Below are 20,811 nucleotides of genomic sequence, written 5' to 3'. Positions count from 1 at the left end.
CGCTCTTTCCTGCTTATCTCTCTTTTCGTTCATGAAGATAGCGAATGTTATTGGCATTGCTGGCACAGAATAAACCTTATCAGTGGCTCATCACCCGCATCACTCACATGAGTAAGTGATGCGACTGCGTGCCTAACACCCCTATTGCTTCAAGTACCAAGGGCCGCTCTATTAAAACGTCACATTCAACTTTGCCCAAAGAGTTCGACCCGGCTCATTCAACGACGTATTGGCCGAGTACCCAAATCCACTATTACCGGCCAGATTGAGGTGCTCGCTGTACGCTTTATTCAGTAGATTATCGATACCAGTGCTGACTTTGACTTGTTTTGTAACCTTGTAAGCCACATTGGCAGACAGCACACCGAAGCCCGCACTATCAGCAAAGTCTTTACCTACCACATTCCCTTCGTTAATCGCGACCCGGTGCTGGCTGCTGACTAACCGCCATAATGCCGTGCTGCTCCAATCCCCTGCTTCAAACGTCAATCCTAACCGTGCTTCAAGGGGAGGGATTTGCGGCAACGGACGATGATTACTGGTATTTTCCCCCCAGGCATAAGCCAGGCTGGCGTCAGCTTTCCAATTGTCGTTAAAGGCATAGCCGGCCCCCATCTCACCGCCCATAATAGTTGCGTTGATATTATCTGCCTGACTGATGCGCAGATTGTTCGGGTCATACTTGAACAAAATGAAATCATTGACCCGCCCAAGATAAGCAGAGACCCAACTGTTGAGCTGCTTACCATTGTATTGCGCGCCAATATCAAGTTGAGTGGTCTTTTCACTCTTCACCCCCTCAAAAGCACTGCTGGAGCCAACAGGCCCGAACGTCGGCGAAAATAGCTCCCAATAATCAGGAAAACGCTGCGTATGGCCCAAACCGGCGTACCACATCACGGGTAAGTCAGCCAGATTATGCTCAAAACGCATGAAACCAGCGGGGAGCGTTGCAGAGCGTGTCGGTTGAAAAGCACGGGCATAATTGGTGACTTCATGATGGTCAATGCGGGCACCGGTAATCAGTTTATCCTGATCGCTGGCACTCCAGGTCAGTTCGCTAAACAAGCCGTTGCTGGTAAAGCGAGCATCTTTATCCCAATGGCCTTGTTTATTTTTACGGTGCGTATTGGTTTGCAAATCAGTACCCGCCTCCAATTTCAGATCCCGCCACAACCAAGTGCCCATGACCCGGCCCCCCATCGTGCGCCGGTCTACATTACTGGACATCGCCATCATCGGTGGTGTGCGTAAGGTATTGTTATCCATAATGTGATTGGCATAATTGTAGTAGACTTTGGCTTCAATTTTGTCCAACACTTCACCGATATTTGTTTTTTCAAAGCGTGCGCCCAGACTCTCGCGCAAGAACTGGGAACCGTCCATACCGCGCCCGGCATACCTTGCTTCACCGTCACCTTTACCCGCCGTTAGCTCGAGCAACGTATCGCTGTCTGGTGTCCAGCCCAAGGCAATATCGGCATTCCATTTATCCCATTTCGAGGGCACCCGCGTACCATTGCCATCTTTGTAATCACCAGCCTGAGACTGATTGCCCATCATGCGCAAATAGCCTTGCTCGTTACCTAAACTGGTATCGAGATTTTTATCCCAGCGACCATTAGAGCCCACCAATAGACTGGCATTCCCTTTGATGCCCGCCTGGTCAAAGTGAGGGGGTTGCCGCTCAAACAAAATAGTACCGGCGGAAGCACCAGCTCCCCACAACACTGATTGTGGCCCCTTCACGACGGTCAGCAGGTCAAAACTCTCTGGTGAAATATAGGATGTGGGCGCGTCCATCCTTGATGGGCAGGCCCCCAGTGTTTCCCCACCATCTGTCAGAATTTTTATCCGTGAACCAAACATGCCACGGAACACCACATCCCCATTGGTACCCCCATTACGGATTTGCGAGAAACCGGGGATAGTTTTCAGATAGTCCGCTCCATCACTGGCGGGAACAGGTTGGCGCGGCGCTTTAGGCGAGGTCACGATAACCAGCGGCGAATGAAGAGGCGCGCTAACAGTTATGACATCAGCATCATTGAGTTTTTTCTCACTGCTATCGTTGATGGTGTTATTCGCCACCGGATCATGAGTCATCAGATGATCATGCGTAGCGGCAACGGTATTTAAGGCAAATACCGAAAAAGCAGCGGTTACTGCGCATGCTAATAATGTTTTTTTATAGGTTTTACTCTTGCCAGACATAATTATTCCTTGGGCAATACAAATCACTCCGGTGAGTATTTATCCACACCAGAAAAATGGTTTTTATTTTTTATCGGATTATCAGGAATAAAAGGCAGGTGGTGCGCGTGGTTGGCTCTCTGAATAGGTATCTTGAATAATTAACCAATAGATAAATAACGGCGCAGGGATCTCGGCTAACAGTAGTGCAGAGCGAAAATCCGCTTTGAAAGCTGTATTCAGTAGGGGCAAATGAGTCAGTAATACGCAATAGCCACAAGCTGCATGATCCATCATCATGCCATCATGACCGCCTCCGGCCTGCGCGGTATTGCTATGTTGGGCCGTTGTCTGGCTCTGTTGAGGGTCAGCGTGATGCGCCATATCCATAGCACAATTGGCCTTAGCAGCACTCACACTCATCGTTGAGATGGTTTTTTGCTCATACGAAAGCGCCAGTGAGACTGAAACCACCGGAGCGATAAATAGCATCAGGATCGCCGCTATCCCCAACCAGGCAGAAAAGCGCCTTCTTTGATAAAGAATTTGGCTCAACGGCAGCCTATCGCCGTTGGTGTTACATCGGTATTCACGCTTCTCATCACGATAAATTCCTTTATATCGATGAAAAAAAGAAAGTAAGGCGGATTAATTATCTGTTTTATTAATAGTTTTATACCCAAGTTACTTTGAGATGCAGGTAGACGGCAACCGAGCAGATCCCCTGGAGCTTAGATAACTAAGTGACTGGGGTGAGCAAGGGCTGCCAACCCCCCTGTATCTTGAAGGGCGACCGGTATATGAGTTTTTACTGATCTACAAGCGGGGCAAATCATACCTGAAGCAACCTTAACACGACCCACACTTTAATAGAATTAAGAATCTTTATCATTTGAGGCCGCAGCGTAATCTGTGACGGCTCACTATTATTCGCAATTGCTTTTCAGTCATTACATTAAAAGTTGAATGTAAATCACAAAAACTCACTATGCCTGTGCTAGGATCCGCCGCCTTAGTGCTGAAAACCGGTTTGACCTCCTTTTAGCCCTATGTCCGTTTTTAGCCATTATCTGTCTTTAACTCTTTATTTATTTGATACTGACGCACAGGCCTATTTATGAATAACAGCAATCGCATTCGGCTCACTTGGATCAGTTACTTCTCTTACGCCCTTACTGGTGCGTTAGTTATTGTCACCGGGATGGTGATGGGGAATATCGCAGAGTATTTCAATCTGCCTATTGCCAGTATGAGTAACACATTTACTTTCCTTAACGCGGGTATTTTAATCTCCATCTTCCTCAATGCCTGGTTAATGGAAATCATTCCATTAAAACGCCAGTTGGTATTTGGCTTTATTCTGATGTTGATTGCTATCGCCGGATTGATGGTTGGCCATAATCTAATGGTCTTCTCAATCAGCATGTTCATCCTCGGGGTGGTCAGCGGGATAACCATGTCGATTGGTACTTTCCTGATAACCCATATGTACGAGGGGCGTCAGCGCGGTTCACGCCTGCTGTTTACCGATTCGTTCTTCAGTATGGCGGGGATGATTTTCCCTGTCGCCGCCGCAATGCTGCTGGCACGCCATATCGAATGGTACTGGGTGTACGCTTGTATCGGCCTGCTGTATGTCGGTATTTTTGTGCTAACACTGTGCTCTGATTTCCCAGTTCTGGGCCACAAAGCCGCTGATCAAAGCAAACCGGTTGCGAAAGAGAAATGGGGAGTTGGCGTGCTGTTCCTGTCGATTGCCGCATTGTGCTATATCCTTGGCCAACTTGGTTTTATCCAGTGGGTACCGGAATACGCCACCAAAACTTTCAATATGGATATCAGTCAGGCTGGCCAACTGGTCAGTAACTTCTGGATCTCTTATATGATTGGGATGTGGGTGTTCAGCTTTATCCTGCGCTTCTTTGACCTACAACGCATCGTAACTGTACTGGCGGCACTGGCAACACTGGCGATGTATCTGTTTGTCAGCACCGATAACCCACAATACCTGAGCTACTACATTCTGGCGTTGGGTTTTGTTTCCAGTGCAATTTACACCACACTGATTACTCTGGGTTCATTGCAAACCAAAGTCTCTTCGCCAAAATTGGTTAACTTCATCCTGACCTGCGGTACTGTCGGTACCATGCTGACCTTCGTGGTGACTGGCCCGATTGTCGCCAACAGTGGTGTTCATGCCGCGCTGGCAACAGCAAACGGCCTGTACCTGGCAGTGTTTGTGATGTGTCTGATTCTGGGCTTCTTCACCAAACACCGCAGCCACGGCCATGTGACTGACTGATTTATCGGTTTTACTGCCCTGCCGCCATCACGGTTGCAGGGCAGCGCCTATTTAAAATTCACTACCTCTTCCTGCCCCAGATATATGCGGCTTTCGGCTGGCTGGGTCTTGGCAATCACCATCCCATGACGAATGGAATAGTGCACTGGCACCTGTCGCCGCACGGCATCGAACCCATTTTCTGCGGGCAGAATAATCAGGTTAGCGCTATTACCTGGCTGCAAGCCATAATCAGATAAATGCATTGTTCTGGCGCTGTGGGTGGTTATCAGATTCAACCCATCGTTAATTTGGCTATACCCCATCAACTGACAAATATGTAGCCCCATATGCAGGACTTGCAGCATATTGGCAGTGCCTAGCGGGTACCACGGGTCGAATACATCGTCATGGCCGAAGCAGACATTAATTTCTGCCGCCAGCATCTCTTTAACCCGCGTAATACCACGTCGTTTCGGATAAGTATCAAAACGCCCTTGCAAATGAATATTCACTAATGGATTGGCGACAAAGTTGATACCGGACATTTTCAACAGACGAAATAGCCGGGAAGCATAAGCCCCATTATAGGAGTGCATTGCTGTGGTGTGGCTGGCGGTAACGCGCGCCCCCATATTTTCCCGGTGCGCCAAGGCCGCCACTGTTTCAACAAAACGTGACTGCTCATCATCAATTTCATCACAATGCACATCTACCAGCCGCTGATATTTCTGTGCCAAGGCGAAGGCGATATGCAGAGATTCAACGCCATATTCGCGAGTGAATTCAAAATGTGGGATGGCCCCTACTACATCAGCTCCCAGTCGCAGCGCCTCTTCTAACAGCGCGGCACCGTCGGGATAAGAGAGAATCCCCTCTTGTGGGAAAGCGACAATCTGCATATCCACCCATGGGCTGACTTCTTCTTTTACCTCTAACATCGCACTGAGTGCCGTCAGACTAGGATCGGAAACATCCACATGGATACGGACATGCTGAATACCATTGGCGATTTGCCACTTCAACGTCTGCCATGCCCGCTGTTTAACATCCTCGCGCGTGAGCAAGGCTTTGCGCTCTGCCCAGCGCTCAATCCCCTCAAACAGAGTACCTGACTGATTCCAGCTCGGTTGCCCGGCCGTTTGGGTGGTATCCAGATGGATATGTGGCTCAATAAAAGGCGGCAATGCCAACCCACCTTGCGCATCCAGCACCCCGGCGCCAACCGTCTGCTGTTCCGGCTGCGGGCTAATAGCACTGATTTTGCCCTCCGCGATAGTTATCTGCCAAAAGCCCGCTTGCCCGGCAAGCCGCACATTATTGATAGTGGTGAGTAAGTGATTTGGTAAGGATTGTGTTGTCATCGATGCCTCCATGATCCCTTTTATATTCTGGTCATAACCAAAAGCTATTTGCTTTAGCTTACCCGACCAACAGTATGCTGCCCGATTTTCTTTTCAGTCATTTAAAATCTAAAACTGAAACCTTTCAGCTAAAGATGAATGAAATCCGCAACTTATCAAAAATCGTTAAAAATCATCCATCTACCACCTTAGAGGTATATGGAAAGCAAATTGATTTACATCAAGAAGTGCGGTGTGGGGAGGATTACTGTAAGCGTAGAAAATTAAAAATTGAGGCAAAAATGAGCAAAGTCAAACTTGCCATCATCGGCAACGGTATGGTCGGCCACCGCTTTATCGAAGACTTATTAGATAAAGCAGATAAAGACCAATTTGAGATAACCGTATTTTGCGAAGAACCGCGCATCGCTTATGACCGGGTACATCTTTCTTCTTACTTCTCCCACCACACTGCGGAAGAGTTATCACTGGTTCGTGAAGGCTTTTATGAAAAGCACGGTGTAAAAGTGCTGGTTGGCGAACGTGCCATCACTATTAATCGCACCGAGAAAGTGATCCATTCCAACAGTGGCCGTACGCTGTATTACGACAAGCTGATTATGGCGACCGGTTCTTACCCGTGGATCCCGCCGATTAAAGGCAGTGAAGGGCAAGATTGCTTTGTCTATCGCACCATTGAAGATCTGAATGCGATTGAGTCTTGTACTCGCCGTAGCAAACGTGGTGCGGTTATCGGCGGCGGGCTGTTAGGGTTGGAAGCCGCTGGTGCCCTAAAAAGCCTTGGCGTTGAAACCCATGTCATTGAGTTTGCACCGGTATTAATGGCCGAACAGCTTGATCCTATGGGTGGCGACCAGTTGCGCCAGAAGATTGAGCGTATGGGGGTCAGAGTCCATACAGGTAAAAATACCCAAGAAATTATTCATTCAGGCCAAAACAGCCGCAAAACCATGCTGTTTGCCGATGGTAGCCAGTTAGAAGTAGATTTTATCGTCTTCTCCACCGGTATCCGCCCACAAGACAAACTGGCACACCAATGCGGTTTAGCCACCGCGCGCCGTGGCGGTATTGCTATCAATGATTATTGCCAAACCTCCGACCCTGATGTGTACGCCATTGGCGAATGTGCCTCATGGCAAGAGCGCACCTTTGGATTGGTCGCGCCGGGCTATAAAATGGCGCAGGTCACCGCAGACCATCTACTTGGCCGCGAAAACGCCTTCCACGGTGCTGACATGAGCGCCAAACTGAAACTACTGGGCGTGGATGTCGGTGGGATTGGTGATGCTCATGGCCGCACTGAGGGTGCTCGTAGCTACGTTTATCTGGATGAAAATAAAGAAATTTATAAACGTCTGGTGGTTAGCGCAGATAACAAAACCCTGTTAGGGGCGGTGCTGGTGGGTGATACCACCGATTATGGCAACTTGCTGCAACTGGCACTGAACAACATCGAATTACCAGAAAACCCGGACAGTCTGATCCTACCAGCCCATGCGGGCAGCAAACCGGCAATGGGCGTGGACTCGCTACCGGACAGCGCGCAAATCTGTTCCTGTTTTGATGTGACTAAAGGCGACATAATTCAGGCTATCGGCCAGGGTTGCCACACCGTTGCCGCACTGAAATCTGCCACTAAAGCCGGTACCGGTTGTGGCGGTTGCATTCCGCTGGTCACCCAGGTGCTGAATGCCGAACTGAGTAAGCAAGGCATTGAGGTTAACCATCATTTGTGTGAACACTTTGCCTATTCGCGCCAAGAGTTATATCACCTGATTCGGGTTGAAGGGATTAAGTCCTTCGATGCTTTGCTGGAGAAATACGGTAAAGGTTACGGTTGTGAAGTATGTAAGCCAACCGTAGGGTCACTGCTGGCATCGTGCTGGAATGAGTATATCTTAGAGCCGCAACACACGCCGTTGCAGGATACCAATGACAACTTCCTCGGCAATATTCAGAAAGATGGTACCTATTCGGTTATCCCTCGCTCACCGGGCGGGGAAATCACACCGGATGGCCTGTTAGCCATTGGCCGTATCGCCAAACACTATAATTTGTATACCAAACTGACCGGCTCTCAGCGGGTGGGGATGTTTGGCGCGCAAAAAGATGACCTGCCCGCTATCTGGGCGCAACTCATTGAAGCCGGTTTTGAAACCGGACACGCCTATGCCAAAGCCCTACGTATGGCAAAAACCTGCGTTGGCAGTACCTGGTGCCGCTTTGGTGTCGGCGACAGCGTCGGCTTTGGTGTGGCGCTGGAGCATCGTTACAAAGGCATTCGCACACCGCATAAAATGAAGTTTGGGGTCTCCGGCTGTACCCGTGAATGTTCGGAAGCTCAGGGTAAAGATGTCGGAATTATCGCCACCGAAAATGGTTGGAACCTGTATGTCTGTGGTAACGGCGGTATGAAGCCACGTCATGCTGACCTGCTGGCAGCGGATCTGGATGAAGAAACCCTGATGCGCTACCTCGACCGTTTCATGATGTTTTACATCCGCACCGCCGATAAGCTGCAACGCACCTCCGTCTGGCTGGAAGGTCTGGAAGGCGGCATTAATTATCTGCGCGCCGTGATCCTCGACGACAAGTTAGCTATTAACGACCAGTTGGAAGCCGATATTGCCCGCCTACGCGACAAAGTGACCTGTGAATGGAAAGTGACGGTTGAGAACCCTGCGGCACAGGTTCGTTTTGCCCACTTCATTAACAGCCCGCTACGCGACCCGAATGTACAAGTAGTACCTGAACGTGAACAACATCGCCCAGCGCGCCCAGATGAGCGTATCCCAGTCCGGGTGTTGGAATTGGAGGATAACGTATGAGCCAGTGGATTCCACTTTGTCCATTAACCGATATTTTACCCGGTAGCGGCGTATGCGGCCTGATCGGTGAGCAGCATGTCGCGGTTTTCCGCCCTTACGCTGACGAACAACTCTTTGCCATTAGCAATATCGATCCCTTCGCGCAAGCCAGTGTGCTGTCGCGCGGGTTGATTGCTGAACATCAAGGTGATCTATGGGTGGCCAGTCCGCTGAAAAAGCAACACTTCCGCCTGCATGATGGTTTCTGTCTGGAAGATGAAAGTCGCTCAGTTGCCCATTATGACGTGCGAGTTCGCGACGGCATGGTGCAAGTCAAAGCGTGATAAATAACAGTTATCCGGTCAGTGCCAGATAACCATAAAATAACTCTTGATCACAGGTATGAGTATGTATACAGATACGATCAACAAATGCGCCGCCAACGCGGCGCGCATCGTCAAGTTATCAAAAGAAAGTCCGCTGGGTTTCTGGATTGGCTCAGCAATGGCTGGTGCCTACGTCGGCCTTGGCATTATTCTGATTTTCACACTGGGTAACCTGATCGATCCTGCTTACCGCCCACTGGTAATGGGAGCCACCTTCGGCCTGGCACTGACTTTGGTCATTATTGCGGGTTCCGAGTTGTTCACCGGACACACCATGTTCCTGACTTTCGGTGTGAAGGCCGGCACCATCAAATCCAGCCAGATGTGGGCAGTATTGCCACAAACCTGGCTGGGAAATCTACTGGGTTCCGTTTTTGTGGCTCTGCTCTATTACTACGGTGGCGGTAACCTGCTGTCGGTAGATACCAGCCTGGTACACACTGCTGCATTAGCAAAAACCTCTGCGCCAGCTATGACCTTATTCTTCAAAGGTGTATTATGTAACTGGCTGGTTTGTCTGGCGATCTGGATGGCAATTCGTGTGGAGGGTGCCGCCAAATTTATCGCTATCTGGTGGTGTTTACTGGCCTTTATTGCCTCAGGCTATGAGCACTCTGTCGCCAACATGACACTGTTTGCCCTATCTTGGTTTGGCAATCATAGCGAGGCCTACACCTTAAGTGGCATCGGTCACAACCTGTTGTGGGTAACCCTGGGTAATACCTTGTCAGGCGCAGTCTTTATGGGCCTTGGCTACTGGTATGCCACACCACGGGAAAATCGCCCGCAACCTGCGGCAATTAACACGCCGCAAGCTGTGAAACAGTAACCTACTGAGAATATTGATTAAGGGGAAACGTGCCGTTGGAACCATTCGGTGTAAACCATCGAAGCGCCACGAGGTATGGTCGCCCCTTCAATCACTGAACTTATCAATAGCCACTTCCGCCCCTAGAATGAAGGATTGCCGATGGACTACTTCCCGATTTTCTGCCAACTGCAACATAAAGCCTGCCTGTTGGTCGGCGGTGGTGAAGTTGCCGAACGCAAGGCTCGCTTGCTGCTGGATGCGGGTGCAGTAATTACCGTCAATGCCTGTGAATTTACGCCACAGTTTCACCACTGGGCGGAACAGGGGCTGCTCACATTAGTCTGCGGCGAATTTGTACCGGATTTGTTGGCAGAGAAATGGCTGGTGATTGCAGCAACTGATCAGGTGGCAGTCAATGCCTTGGTCTATCAGAGTGCCAACCTACAGCGGGTGTTCTGTAATGTGGTGGATGACCCGAAACGCACCAGCTTTATCATGCCGTCCATCATTGACCGCTCGCCGATTATGATAGCGATATCTTCCGGCGGTAAAGCCCCTGTATTGGCGCGCTTGCTGCGCGAAAAACTCGAGGCAATGTTGCCACAGCATTTGGGGCAACTGGCACAATTGGCGGGCAATTTACGCCAGCGGGTGAAGCAACATTTTACCGCGATGGCCGATCGCCGCCGCTTTTGGGAAAAACTGCTTACTCACGACCGCCTGGCGCAATCATTGGCTAACGACGATCAGCGACAAATCGAACAACATATTGAGCATCTGTTCAATGCGCCGTTGAGTGATCGCGGTGAGGTGGTTCTGGTGGGTGCCGGGCCGGGAGATGCCGGTTTGCTGACGTTAAAAGGGTTACAGCAGATCCAACAAGCAGACGTGGTGGTGTATGACCGGCTGGTGTCTGATGAGGTGATGAATCTGGTACGGCGCGATGCCGAGCGGATTTTTGTCGGAAAAGAGTCCGGCTACCATTGCGTTCCGCAAGAAAGTATCAATCAGCTCCTATTGCAACAGGCACAGCAGGGTAAACGAGTGGTACGCTTGAAAGGCGGTGACCCGTTTATTTTTGGCCGTGGCGGCGAAGAGTTGGAAACACTGGCAGAAGCGGGGATTCCGTTCTCGGTAGTGCCGGGAATTACCGCAGCTTCCGGCTGCTCCGCCTATAGCGGGATACCCCTGACTCACCGTGACCATGCACAAAGTGTGCGTTTGATTACCGGTCATGCCAAAAAAGACGCTCAATTAGATTGGGCCAATCTGGCGGCAGAGAAACAAACACTGGTGTTCTATATGGGGTTATCCCAGGCGGGAGAAATTCAGCAGCACCTGATTCAACATGGGATGCCGGCTACCACGTCTGTGGCATTGGTGGAAAATGGCACCTCGCGGCATCAGCGTGTAGTCAGCGGCGAACTGAGCCAATTGGGATTACTGTCCCAGCAGGTCAACAGCCCTAGCCTGATCATCGTCGGTAGCGTGGTCCGTTTACGTGAAAAACTGAATTGGTTCTCCAGTACTGATCACAGCAAAACAGCGAAACAGGTAGAAAAGGTGGGTTAGAAAGGAGGGATAGCGGACTTTTACTGCCCACCGGAGAGATTGACACATGGTAACGAATTAGTTACCGTGAAGTCATGCAGATAAAATACTACACTACATCAGACGGCGTGATACCACTGCAAAAATGGTTATCTAAAAACCGTTCGGCAATCAGTAAAGTGTTAGCTGTAGAAGAACGTTTAAAGCTCGATAATTTATCCTCAGTAAAATGGTTATCTGGTCGACCTGGTATCGGGGAATATCGGATTAATTGGGGAGCAGGTTTACGAATCTATTTAATGAAAGAAGGCGACGAGATCATCATCTTATTGTGCGCCGGTTTCAAAGATATGCAAAACAGTGACTTAGAAAAGGCGCAACGTTACCGTGCTGATTATTTAAAAAGAAGGGTTTAATTATGCCAGCAACAGACAGTAATAAAATGTGGGCTGATTTGCTCCATGATGACCCAGCAGCAAGTCAGGATATTTTAGCGGAAGTTCGCCAGCGTATTCTTGAGGGCGAAATAGAAGTCGCCAAAGGAATGCTAAGAACGCTGATTAAGGCGACGTGTGGTTATCCGGCAATCTCCGAAGATGTAGGCCGTAATTCCAAATCAATTATGAGAATGTTGTCACCAGACGTTGACCCTGGAATCAAAGCATTTATGAGTGTCGTCAATGCCACAGGGCGACACTCACAAAAACACACATAGATACAACTAAAACAGCGTATTGCATATTATAGCGTTGCTGACTTATTTCTCAGCTCCCACCTTAAGGGTTTGGTGGACAAATAACCCGCCAATAAGAGAAGGGAACGCCTTCTCTTATTGTTGACTCGGCTCACTTACGGATGGGCGACAAAACCGATAGCGTCGTACACTTTAGCTAATGTCTGTTGCGCGCGAGCACGCGCCTTGGCAGCCCCTTCACGCATCACTTCCTGCAAGAAAGCCTCGTCTTCACGATAAGTGTGATAACGCGCCTGTAGCTCTGTCAGCATGCCAGAGACGGCATCCGCCACGGCACCTTTCAAATGACCATACATCTGGCCTTCAAACTGTGCTTCCAGCTCAGGAACTGACTGACCGGTCACACCTGACAAGATATCCAGCAAGTTAGAAACACCGGCTTTCTTTTCTACGTCATAACGGATAACTGCTGGCTCGTCAGAGTCCGTCACCGCGCGCTTAATCTTTTTAACCACCGATTTCGGATCTTCCAGCAGTTCAATGACGTTATTGCGGTTGTCATCAGATTTAGACATCTTTTTGGTCGGGTCTAGCAAAGACATTACCCGCGCACCGGCTTTCGGAATAAACGGTTCAGGAATTTTGAAAATATCACCGTACAACGCATTGAATCGACCAGCGATATCGCGGCTCAGCTCCAGATGTTGCTTCTGGTCTTCACCGACCGGCACCTGATTAGTTTGATAGAGCAAAATATCCGCCGCCATCAATACAGGATAATCAAACAAACCGGCATTAATGTTTTCAGCATAACGGGCTGACTTATCTTTGAACTGGGTCATACGACTCAGCTCACCAAAATAGGTATAGCAGTTCAACGCCCAGCTTAGCTGAGAGTGCTCAGGCACATGGGACTGAACGAAAATCGTACTCTTTTTCGGATCGATACCGCAAGCCAGATACAGCGCCAACGTATCTAAGGTTCTTTTGCGTAACTGCGCCGGATCTTGACGAGCAGTAATGGCATGCAGGTCAACGATGCAATAAATGCACTCATAATCATCCTGCATCTGTACCCACTGACGCAGCGCACCCATGTAATTGCCAATGGTCAATTCGCCGGACGGTTGCGCACCGCTAAATACGATAGGCTTGATTGGGTTACTGGATACAGTGGTTAACTCAGTGGGTTTACTCATTTTATACTTCCTGATCTTTTAAAGACGACAGCCCGATGGCGGGCAACAGATCGGCAAAATGCTCCAGCACGCAATCGGGGTGACTGGTGGCAATAGCTTCGCCGTAGTTATATCCATAGGTCAGCCCAATACAAGGGCAACCCGCGGCCTGCGCAGCCATAATGTCATTACGCGAATCGCCGACAAACAGCATTTCGCTGGCGCGAAGGCCAAGTTTAGCTAACAGTAAATAGAGCGGGGCCGGATGCGGTTTTTTCACTACCACATCGTCGCCACCAATAATTACTGAGAAATAATCTGCGATACCCAGTGATGCCAGCAAAGGAGCAACAAACGGCGTCGGCTTATTGGTAATCAGCCCCATCGGCAAACCATGGGCTGCCAGTTGAGCCAGCGTAGCTTTCACTTGCGGGAATAGCTGGCTCCCCTGTTCAACCGTTTTGGCATAATAGTGATCAAACAGCTCACGGGTATGTACCACTGACTGAGCATCCGGCTCATGACCTGCCCAGCGTAGCGCCCGCTCAACCAAAATATCAGCGCCATTGCCAATCCAGGTGGACACCAATGCATTACCGGCAACCGGTAAACCCTGATGCTGTAACGCCATATCAATGGCACTGGCAAGACCCGGCGCACTATCAACCAATGTACCGTCCAGATCGAACGCCACACCACGGATAGCATCGAATTTAGTCATGAGCAGACATCGCCAGCTCACTGCGCATAGCATCAATCACCGCAGCATAATCCGGTTGGCTGAAAATAGCTGAACCCGCTACAAACATATCAGCACCAGCCGCCGCAATCTGGCGAATATTGTCGACTTTCACCCCGCCATCCACTTCCAGGCGAATGTCATAGCCACTGGCATCAATCAATTTACGTACCTGACGTAACTTATTCAGTGTTTCAGGAATAAATGACTGCCCGCCGAAACCGGGGTTAACTGACATCAACAAGATGACATCCAGCTTATCCATTACATAATCAAGGTAACTCAGCGGCGTAGCAGGGTTAAACACCAAGCCCGCCTTGCAGCCATTCTCTTTGATCAGTTGTAAGGTGCGGTCGACGTGTTCAGAGGCTTCGGGATGGAATGAAATATACGTGGCACCCGCTTTGGCAAAATCCGGGACGATACGGTCAACCGGTTTTACCATCAGATGCACATCAATCGGCGCGGTAATACCATAGTCACGCAGTGCCTGACACACCATCGGCCCGATGGTCAGATTAGGAACGTAATGATTGTCCATCACATCAAAATGCACAACATCAGCCCCGGCCGCGAGCACCTTGGCGGTATCTTCCCCCAAACGGGCAAAATCGGCTGACAGAATAGATGGGGCAATTAAAAACTTTTTCATCCGCGTCTCCAAACGTATCTCTTTGTTCTATAAAACATCTTCCCGACAGATGGCGCATCTACGTCAGGGGTTCTATTTCATAAACCATTGGGTTTGAATCTTTACCGGGCGGTATTTCCGCTCAGCTATACAGCGCCAAAAGCTCGTTCACTTTACTACGACCAAGAATATTACGGCTGATAGTACGGCGCGCTTTCACCACATGCAGTGACGCCTGATGATACCAATTGCGCGTCAGTTCTGTGTCGTGGTTAGAAATCAGAACTGGAATCTTGTTTTCGGCCGAAAGTTGATAAGCCAGACGAGCCAGATTCTGTTGATCCACAATGCCAAAGTTATTGGTGTGATATGCCGTAAAATTCGCCGTCGCTGACAATGGCGCATACGGAGGATCGCAATAAACTACCGCCCCATGCACTGCTTTTAAGAGAGTTTCCTGATAATGCTCACAAACGAATACCGCATTTTGCGATTTTTCAGCAAACCAATACAGCTCTACCTCAGGGAAATAAGGTTTTTTATAACGACCAAAAGGCACATTGAATTCACCGCTCAAATTATAACGACACAGGCCGTTATAACAATGGCGATTCAGATAGAGAAATAATAATGCGCGGCGATAAGCATCAGTACTGGCGTTAAACTCTTGACGCAGTAAGTAAAACTGCTCGGATTTATTGAAGTCGCCCGTAAACAGAACACGGGCGTCACGCACAAAATCATCAGTGCGTTCCTTCACGATATTGTAGAGGTTGATAAGATCGCTGTTGATATCGGCCAGTATGTAAGACTCATACTCAGTGTTAAGAAACACCGAACCCGCACCGACGAATGGCTCTATCAAGCAGTCTCCCGCTGGAAGATGGCGTCGTATGTCATCAACCAGCGGATATTTCCCACCAGCCCATTTTAAAAAAGCGCGGTTTTTCTTCATGCCGTCAGTTAGCTACTTAATAATTCAGAGCCGCAGATTGTACTCTGTTTCAAACAGCACATCAGCGCACAAATAAGAATGATTTATTTTTTAAGGTCTTGCTGCACTTGTTGTACAGGTTTAACCCACGGTTTTTTCGCCTGAACATCGGCTGGTAGCGTCGTGATGGCCCTTTTTGCATCAGCAGAAGAGGGGTAGTTACCACTTACTAAAATATACCAAGGTTTACCATCACGTTTAGTTTCATAGACATGATAGTCAGTTAATTTTTGCTGTTTAGCATAGGCATTCAATGTGTCTGAGCGTGATGCGCTGCTCAGTTGTAACGTGAAATGGTTACCTGGTGCATTCTTTAAGGTGCTACTGCTGCCAACGGAACCTGATTTGGTCACCGCAGATGCCGCTGGAGAAACCACGGTGGTCGGTTTTTTATGGTTGCTGGTTGGCAGCTTAGCTGCTGTCGTAGCTTGCTTCTGCGACGGGTGGGTAATGGTTTCACCCGTAACCGGTGCCGGTACTTTAGCCCCTTTTGAACCAGAAACCGTTGCAGGTGCCGTCGGCAAGGTCGATGTCTGACCGTCGTTCATATTCTGAGACAAGGTATCAACCTGCCCCTGAGTTTGAGAAAGTGCATCAGACATATTGCCTGGCAATTCAACACGCTGAGTCGGGCTATTCGCCGCAGGCGGCACTGAAGCCTCAGTTGGCGTTGGCGAAATTGGCGGAGCACTAATATCCTGTGGCTGAGCCGAGTTCTTCACGCCATTGGCATCATGACCGTCGCTGGCATTGTTTGTCACACCGGGCTGAGTGTTATTGCCGCTAGTGAGTGAAGATGAATCAGACAGATTAATATTTCTCGCCGCATCAACATTCGGGTTTTGCTGGGATGCTTCATGCTCAGTCGGGGCTTTCAGGGCTGAACCGATGGCGATAATGATCAACAAAAGCACTAAAATGCCGATACCAATCATGATGTGTTGGCGTGAAACAGCAAGCTTAGGTCCGGCCGAGGACTTACGGGCACGTGTAGGACGACGGTCACTGCTATCTGGTTTCAGATCGTCTTCCGGCTTTAAATCATCCATCTAAACCCTCCAACTAGAGGCAAAAGCCCACCGCATTGATAGCTGCGATCTGGCTGATTGATTTTACTGACTGCAAACAGGCTAAACAGCCCGCAGCAAAGGAATATGATGTTCTTATAGTACAACATCTTAGAACTTATGCGCATACCCTTCGTACTTGAAGCCGCAAAGGTGCTAGCCACCCTCTCTTCCAAATCGCTAACTTGCGTCAGCTCAGCAGAATTATGAGCCTCATCAGGGATTACCCTGCGGGCCAGCACAAGTGTTGTTCAAAATGGTTTACAACCAATTTGCCTTTCCCTTGTTGCCTACAAGCTACTCCAATAACTTTGGGTATCGAACATATAAATATCGGACTTATGCCATTTTTATAACTGGCAATCAGCTATCGATGCCAACACCGTGTCATGTGCAATACCGCTACGGATTTCTGACTTACCGATAGCCGTTGGCAGTACCAGACGAAGCTCGCCTGCCAGCACTTTTTTATCCCGCATCATATGCGGCAGATAAGACTCTGGTGTCATTTCCTGCGGCCCGCAGACCGGCAGACCGGCTCGTAACAGTAGTTGTTTGATACGCCCAACATCACTAGCTGAGAACTGACCCAATCGACGGGAGGTGTGTGCTGCCATCATCATACCCGCAGCAACGGCTTCGCCGTGTAACCAGACGCCATAGCCCATTTCAGCCTCAATAGCATGACCATAAGTATGGCCCAAATTGAGTAATGCGCGCATACCGCTCTCTTCACGTTCATCGGCAGCAACAACATCGGCTTTTAATTCGCAGCAACGGCGGATGCAGTAAGCTAACGCTGACATATCCAGTGCGAGTAATGCATCGATATTATCTTCTAACCAATCAAAGAAAGCCGCATCAAGAATGATGCCATATTTGATAACTTCAGCCAGCCCGGAGGCAAGCTCACGCGAAGGGAGAGTGTTAAGGCAATTAAGGTCAACCACTACCGATGCTGGTTGATAGAACGCACCAATCATGTTCTTGCCCAGTGGATGATTTACTGCGGTTTTGCCACCGACAGAGGAATCCACCTGAGACAGTAAGGTAGTAGGAACTTGAATAAAGCGAACGCCGCGCTGATAGCAAGCCGCAGCAAAACCGGTCAGGTCGCCTACTACACCGCCACCTAAGGCAACAAGTGTAGTATCACGACCATGCGGTTTTTCCAGAAGGGCAGAAAATACCTGCTCCAGAACACTCAGAGATTTGTACTGCTCACCGTCAGGTAAAATCACCTGATCAACTTTAATGCCACTTTGTTCCAACACTGCCCGGAGCGAATCCAGATAGAGTGGAGCCAGCGTTTGGTTAGTTACCAGCATTACCTGGTCACCCGCCTTTAGTGGCGCAAAAGAGGCCGAATCATTGAACAATCCGGCAGCAATCGTAATGGGGTAACTACGTTCCCCTAACGTGACAGTAATCTTCTCCATGTCGCGCTCAGTAACCTTCTTAACTTACGCCCGGAGGCATTAGTAAAATGCTAAAATCAGTTACTTTCCAGCATGTTGATAATCTGGTTAGCAACAACTTTCGCGCTTTGATCGTCAGTGCGGATGGTGACATCTGCAATTTCTTCGTACAACGGATTACGTTCTTTTGCCAGTGCTTCTAACACTTCACGTGGAGGCGCATCAACCTGCAACAACGGACGTTTTTTGTCGCGCTGTGTACGGGCCAACTGCTTCTCGATTGTAGTTTCTAAATAAACCACAACGCCACGGGCTGACAAACGGTTACGGGTTTCTCTGGATTTAACAGAGCCACCACCGGTTGCCAGAACAATGCCTTGTTTTTCCGTCAGTTCATTAATAACTTTTTCTTCACGATCGCGGAAACCTTCTTCGCCTTCCACGTCGAATACCCAGCCCACGTCAGCTCCGGTACGTCGCTCAATTTCTTGATCAGAGTCGAAAAACTCCATATTGAGTTGCTGAGCTAACTGACGACCAATAGTGCTTTTGCCGGCACCCATAGGCCCAACCAGAAAGATATTGCGTTTCTCTGCCATGTTTTTGGTATTACTAAGACTATTCGTTAATGATAACCCGCCCCGCCAATCAAATCAGCGGCGGGACCTAAACTGAAACCTCATGAGCGATAGTGCGAGATCAGACGGAAAATTATCTCAGCACTTCTGGTAGTTTGGCAACCGAATAAATCGTTGTACACGTCGTGGGAGGGAAACCATACGTTTTTATCGGCGTATCAACGTTATTAAAACCTCGGAGCTCAATTCGGTAACCCTTGTAAGCTAAATCGGAGGCAGCGTCAAATTTAGAAGCCTCCTATCACACAAAAAGTTGCAGAAAGTCACCAAGATTGGTCTGTTTTCATAAAACACCCCCCCATAAGGCTCAAGCACTGATTAGCCTTGGCGTGATGAAAATCACTAACTCCCGCCGACTTTGTTGTTGGGTGTCTTGTTTGAACAGCGCGCCCAGCCAAGGGATATCGGCCAGTATGGGCACTTTATTAACTCCCTGACTATTTTTTTGCTGGAAAATCCCCCCAAGCACAATAGTTTCCCCATCGTTTACGGTTATTTGGGTTTTTATTTCCTGCTTATCTATTAATAAAGCTTCACTATCTCCGCGTTTAATTGCCATTCCGGGCATATTTTGGCTGATTTTCAAGTTTAGAGTAATCTTGCCATTACGCAGTATTTTCGGTGTCACTTCCATCCCTAATACTGCCTCTTTAAACTCAATAGTAGGCACCCCTTTTTTACCCCGCGAGACCGTATAAGGAATATCAGAACCTTGCTTGATACTGGCAGTTTGCTGATGGGATGTCACCAGCCGAGGGCTGGCAATAATATCAACCTGATTTTCTTGCTCCAGCGCGCTCAATTCCAGTTCCAGCAGACGCCCACCGATACGGGCAACATTGAATCCAGCGCTGAGGGCGCTATTGGGGAGTGGCAAATTCACATTAAAATTATTCACTCTCAGCGCACGGGGCTGCGTTGCTTCATCCATACCCCAACGCACACCAAGTTCATGCAAATTTTCCCGACTCATAGTTACGATGTGTGCCGCTAACTGCACTTGCTGTAAAGGCAAATCCATCTCTGCCAGCCAACTTTTCAATAGTGCTAAAGAGGCGGGAGTATCGCGAATTAATAATGTATTAGTACGTTTATCTACCACTACACTACCCAGTGGCGATAGCAACCCACCTTCAGGAAGAGTCAAACTGTCGGCAACTTGTTCAGCATCAGCATACTGCAAGGCCAGGGAGAAATTATTTAGGGACTCAGATGCATCTTTCTGTTCCGCCCGTTGCTGCCTTTCCTGTATCTCCTGTTCGGTGAAAACCATCATTACCGACCCTTCGCGCTCTACTTTTAGACGGCCCATACGCAAAATAATTGCCAAAGCCTGCTCCCACGGAACATCCGCCAATCTCAGGCTGAGATTACCTTCAACCCCAGCGGCAATGACTAAATTCAGTTGCTGATAATCCGCCAGTGCCTGCAACACTACCGCTATCGGCGCATCTTGAAACTCCACGGTTACCGGCGGCCCACTTTTTGCGCTAAAGGCACGACTTGTGAGTAATACCAGCAGCAGCATCACCCCAGCACTGAGTGTTAGGGTAAGCCCACTCCGGGTTTTCGTAGTAGAAACATTCATCAGACTAATTCCTTTTATGTCCTGTATATTTGAAACGGTAAGAGTGCTTTGCTGCCCGTCCAAGCTCTTTAGTGATGATAATCATTATCTAAAACAACCCGTTAGTTAGCGCATCAGCAGCACCACTGGCTCCGATAACCCAGAGCAAAAGCCAACTAAGCCAGTATTCTGCAGGCTCACCTGCCGTGAGCCAATATGGATAACTTGCCAATTTGACAACAGCCGTGAGCCGACCACCAGCTTCTGCCAGCGGCCCTCTGGCCGCAGTATCCAACCAGAAGAGTAATCTCCTCCCCTGACAACCCCTTGTAATCGCCAATGAGTGAGTTTCTCCCGCTCACCATCACATGGCTGTGCTGATAGGTCCTGAAAAGGATTACGCCCTGTGGCGGTCAATAAGGGGTCGGCATAAGCCACAGGTGCCAGTGATACGATTATCAGAGAGACTATCTTTAGAGGCCCCATACCGTG

At 49.1% G+C, this 20,811-nt stretch carries 19 protein-coding genes; 7 read left to right on the top strand and 12 right to left on the bottom strand.

What is annotated here, in order from left to right:
* Positions 1 to 171 precede the first annotated feature (171 nt).
* A complete protein-coding gene (locus V1952_RS00165; RefSeq protein ID WP_372560688.1) occupies positions 172 to 2,106 on the bottom strand; it encodes a TonB-dependent copper receptor in 1,935 nt (644 codons plus the stop codon).
* Positions 2,107 to 2,295: 189 nt separating this feature from the next.
* Positions 2,296 to 2,748 (bottom strand): DUF2946 domain-containing protein, encoded by a 453-nt coding sequence (locus V1952_RS00160; RefSeq protein ID WP_420074193.1) that lies wholly within the window; start codon positions 2,746 to 2,748, stop codon positions 2,296 to 2,298.
* A gap of 562 nt (positions 2,749 to 3,310) precedes the next feature.
* Between V1952_RS00160 and tsgA the strand changes: the two genes are divergently transcribed.
* Positions 3,311 to 4,495: an MFS transporter TsgA gene (gene tsgA / locus V1952_RS00155; RefSeq protein ID WP_420071170.1), complete on the top strand. Its 1,185-nt coding sequence runs from the start codon at positions 3,311 to 3,313 to the stop codon at positions 4,493 to 4,495.
* A gap of 47 nt (positions 4,496 to 4,542) precedes the next feature.
* Here the strand turns inward: tsgA and V1952_RS00150 are convergent, their stop codons facing one another.
* Complete coding sequence (locus V1952_RS00150; RefSeq protein WP_420074192.1) at positions 4,543 to 5,838, bottom strand: cytosine deaminase; 1,296 nt, start codon at positions 5,836 to 5,838, stop codon at positions 4,543 to 4,545.
* Positions 5,839 to 6,119: 281 nt separating this feature from the next.
* Here V1952_RS00150 and nirB point away from each other — a divergent pair, with 281 nt between their 5' ends.
* From nirB to V1952_RS00120, 6 genes are all read left to right on the top strand, one after another.
* On the top strand, positions 6,120 to 8,666 hold the full coding sequence (nirB, locus tag V1952_RS00145) for a nitrite reductase large subunit NirB (protein ID WP_420074191.1): 2,547 nt from the start codon (positions 6,120 to 6,122) through the stop codon (positions 8,664 to 8,666).
* Complete coding sequence (gene nirD, locus V1952_RS00140; protein ID WP_032906583.1) at positions 8,663 to 8,989, top strand: nitrite reductase small subunit NirD; 327 nt, start codon at positions 8,663 to 8,665, stop codon at positions 8,987 to 8,989. The genes nirB and nirD overlap by 4 nt, the downstream gene beginning before the upstream one ends.
* Before the next feature lie 64 nt (positions 8,990 to 9,053).
* Positions 9,054 to 9,860, top strand: a complete 807-nt coding sequence (nirC, locus tag V1952_RS00135; protein ID WP_372560329.1) for a nitrite transporter NirC — start codon at positions 9,054 to 9,056, stop codon at positions 9,858 to 9,860.
* A gap of 141 nt (positions 9,861 to 10,001) precedes the next feature.
* On the top strand, positions 10,002 to 11,414 hold the full coding sequence (gene cysG, locus V1952_RS00130) for a siroheme synthase CysG (protein ID WP_420074190.1): 1,413 nt from the start codon (positions 10,002 to 10,004) through the stop codon (positions 11,412 to 11,414).
* A gap of 74 nt (positions 11,415 to 11,488) precedes the next feature.
* Positions 11,489 to 11,809: a type II toxin-antitoxin system RelE/ParE family toxin gene (locus V1952_RS00125; RefSeq protein ID WP_050088654.1), complete on the top strand. Its 321-nt coding sequence runs from the start codon at positions 11,489 to 11,491 to the stop codon at positions 11,807 to 11,809.
* Between the two features lie 2 nt (positions 11,810 to 11,811).
* The gene (locus tag V1952_RS00120; RefSeq protein ID WP_080985852.1) at positions 11,812 to 12,108 is read left to right on the top strand and encodes a hypothetical protein; all 297 of its coding nucleotides are present in this window, start codon (positions 11,812 to 11,814) and stop codon (positions 12,106 to 12,108) included.
* A gap of 134 nt (positions 12,109 to 12,242) precedes the next feature.
* Here V1952_RS00120 and trpS read toward each other — a convergent pair whose 3' ends face one another.
* From trpS to V1952_RS00075, 9 genes are all read right to left on the bottom strand, one after another.
* Positions 12,243 to 13,286 carry a tryptophan--tRNA ligase gene (gene trpS, locus V1952_RS00115; RefSeq protein WP_372560327.1) on the bottom strand — a complete coding sequence of 348 codons (1,044 nt, stop codon included), beginning with the start codon at positions 13,284 to 13,286 and terminating at the stop codon, positions 12,243 to 12,245.
* A 1-nt stretch (position 13,287) separates the two neighbouring features.
* A complete protein-coding gene (locus tag V1952_RS00110) occupies positions 13,288 to 13,986 on the bottom strand; it encodes a phosphoglycolate phosphatase (protein ID WP_420071174.1) in 699 nt (232 codons plus the stop codon).
* Positions 13,979 to 14,656, bottom strand: a complete 678-nt coding sequence (gene rpe / locus V1952_RS00105; RefSeq protein ID WP_042568757.1) for a ribulose-phosphate 3-epimerase — start codon at positions 14,654 to 14,656, stop codon at positions 13,979 to 13,981. Before rpe ends, V1952_RS00110 begins: the two co-directional genes overlap by 8 nt.
* 121 nt (positions 14,657 to 14,777) lie before the next feature.
* Positions 14,778 to 15,590 carry an adenine-specific DNA-methyltransferase gene (gene dam / locus V1952_RS00100; protein ID WP_372560325.1) on the bottom strand — a complete coding sequence of 271 codons (813 nt, stop codon included), beginning with the start codon at positions 15,588 to 15,590 and terminating at the stop codon, positions 14,778 to 14,780.
* A gap of 83 nt (positions 15,591 to 15,673) precedes the next feature.
* Positions 15,674 to 16,678 (bottom strand): SPOR domain-containing protein, encoded by a 1,005-nt coding sequence (locus V1952_RS00095; protein WP_372560324.1) that lies wholly within the window; start codon positions 16,676 to 16,678, stop codon positions 15,674 to 15,676.
* A 368-nt stretch (positions 16,679 to 17,046) separates the two neighbouring features.
* Positions 17,047 to 18,135, bottom strand: a complete 1,089-nt coding sequence (gene aroB / locus V1952_RS00090; RefSeq protein WP_372560323.1) for a 3-dehydroquinate synthase — start codon at positions 18,133 to 18,135, stop codon at positions 17,047 to 17,049.
* A gap of 56 nt (positions 18,136 to 18,191) precedes the next feature.
* Positions 18,192 to 18,713 carry a shikimate kinase AroK gene (gene aroK / locus V1952_RS00085; protein ID WP_004702222.1) on the bottom strand — a complete coding sequence of 174 codons (522 nt, stop codon included), beginning with the start codon at positions 18,711 to 18,713 and terminating at the stop codon, positions 18,192 to 18,194.
* A gap of 346 nt (positions 18,714 to 19,059) precedes the next feature.
* Complete coding sequence (hofQ, locus tag V1952_RS00080; protein ID WP_372560687.1) at positions 19,060 to 20,280, bottom strand: DNA uptake porin HofQ; 1,221 nt, start codon at positions 20,278 to 20,280, stop codon at positions 19,060 to 19,062.
* Between the two features lie 165 nt (positions 20,281 to 20,445).
* Positions 20,446 to 20,805, bottom strand: a complete 360-nt coding sequence (locus V1952_RS00075; RefSeq protein ID WP_420074189.1) for a pilus assembly protein PilP — start codon at positions 20,803 to 20,805, stop codon at positions 20,446 to 20,448.
* Between the last annotated feature and the right edge of the window lie 6 nt (positions 20,806 to 20,811).

Source organism: Yersinia sp. 2542 StPb PI (assembly GCF_048593855.1).
In the GTDB taxonomy this organism is placed as follows: Bacteria; Pseudomonadota; Gammaproteobacteria; order Enterobacterales; family Enterobacteriaceae; genus Yersinia; species Yersinia enterocolitica_E.
The sequence above is the reverse complement of the archived record's forward strand: the minus strand, read 5'-3'. Positions and strand labels throughout refer to the sequence as shown.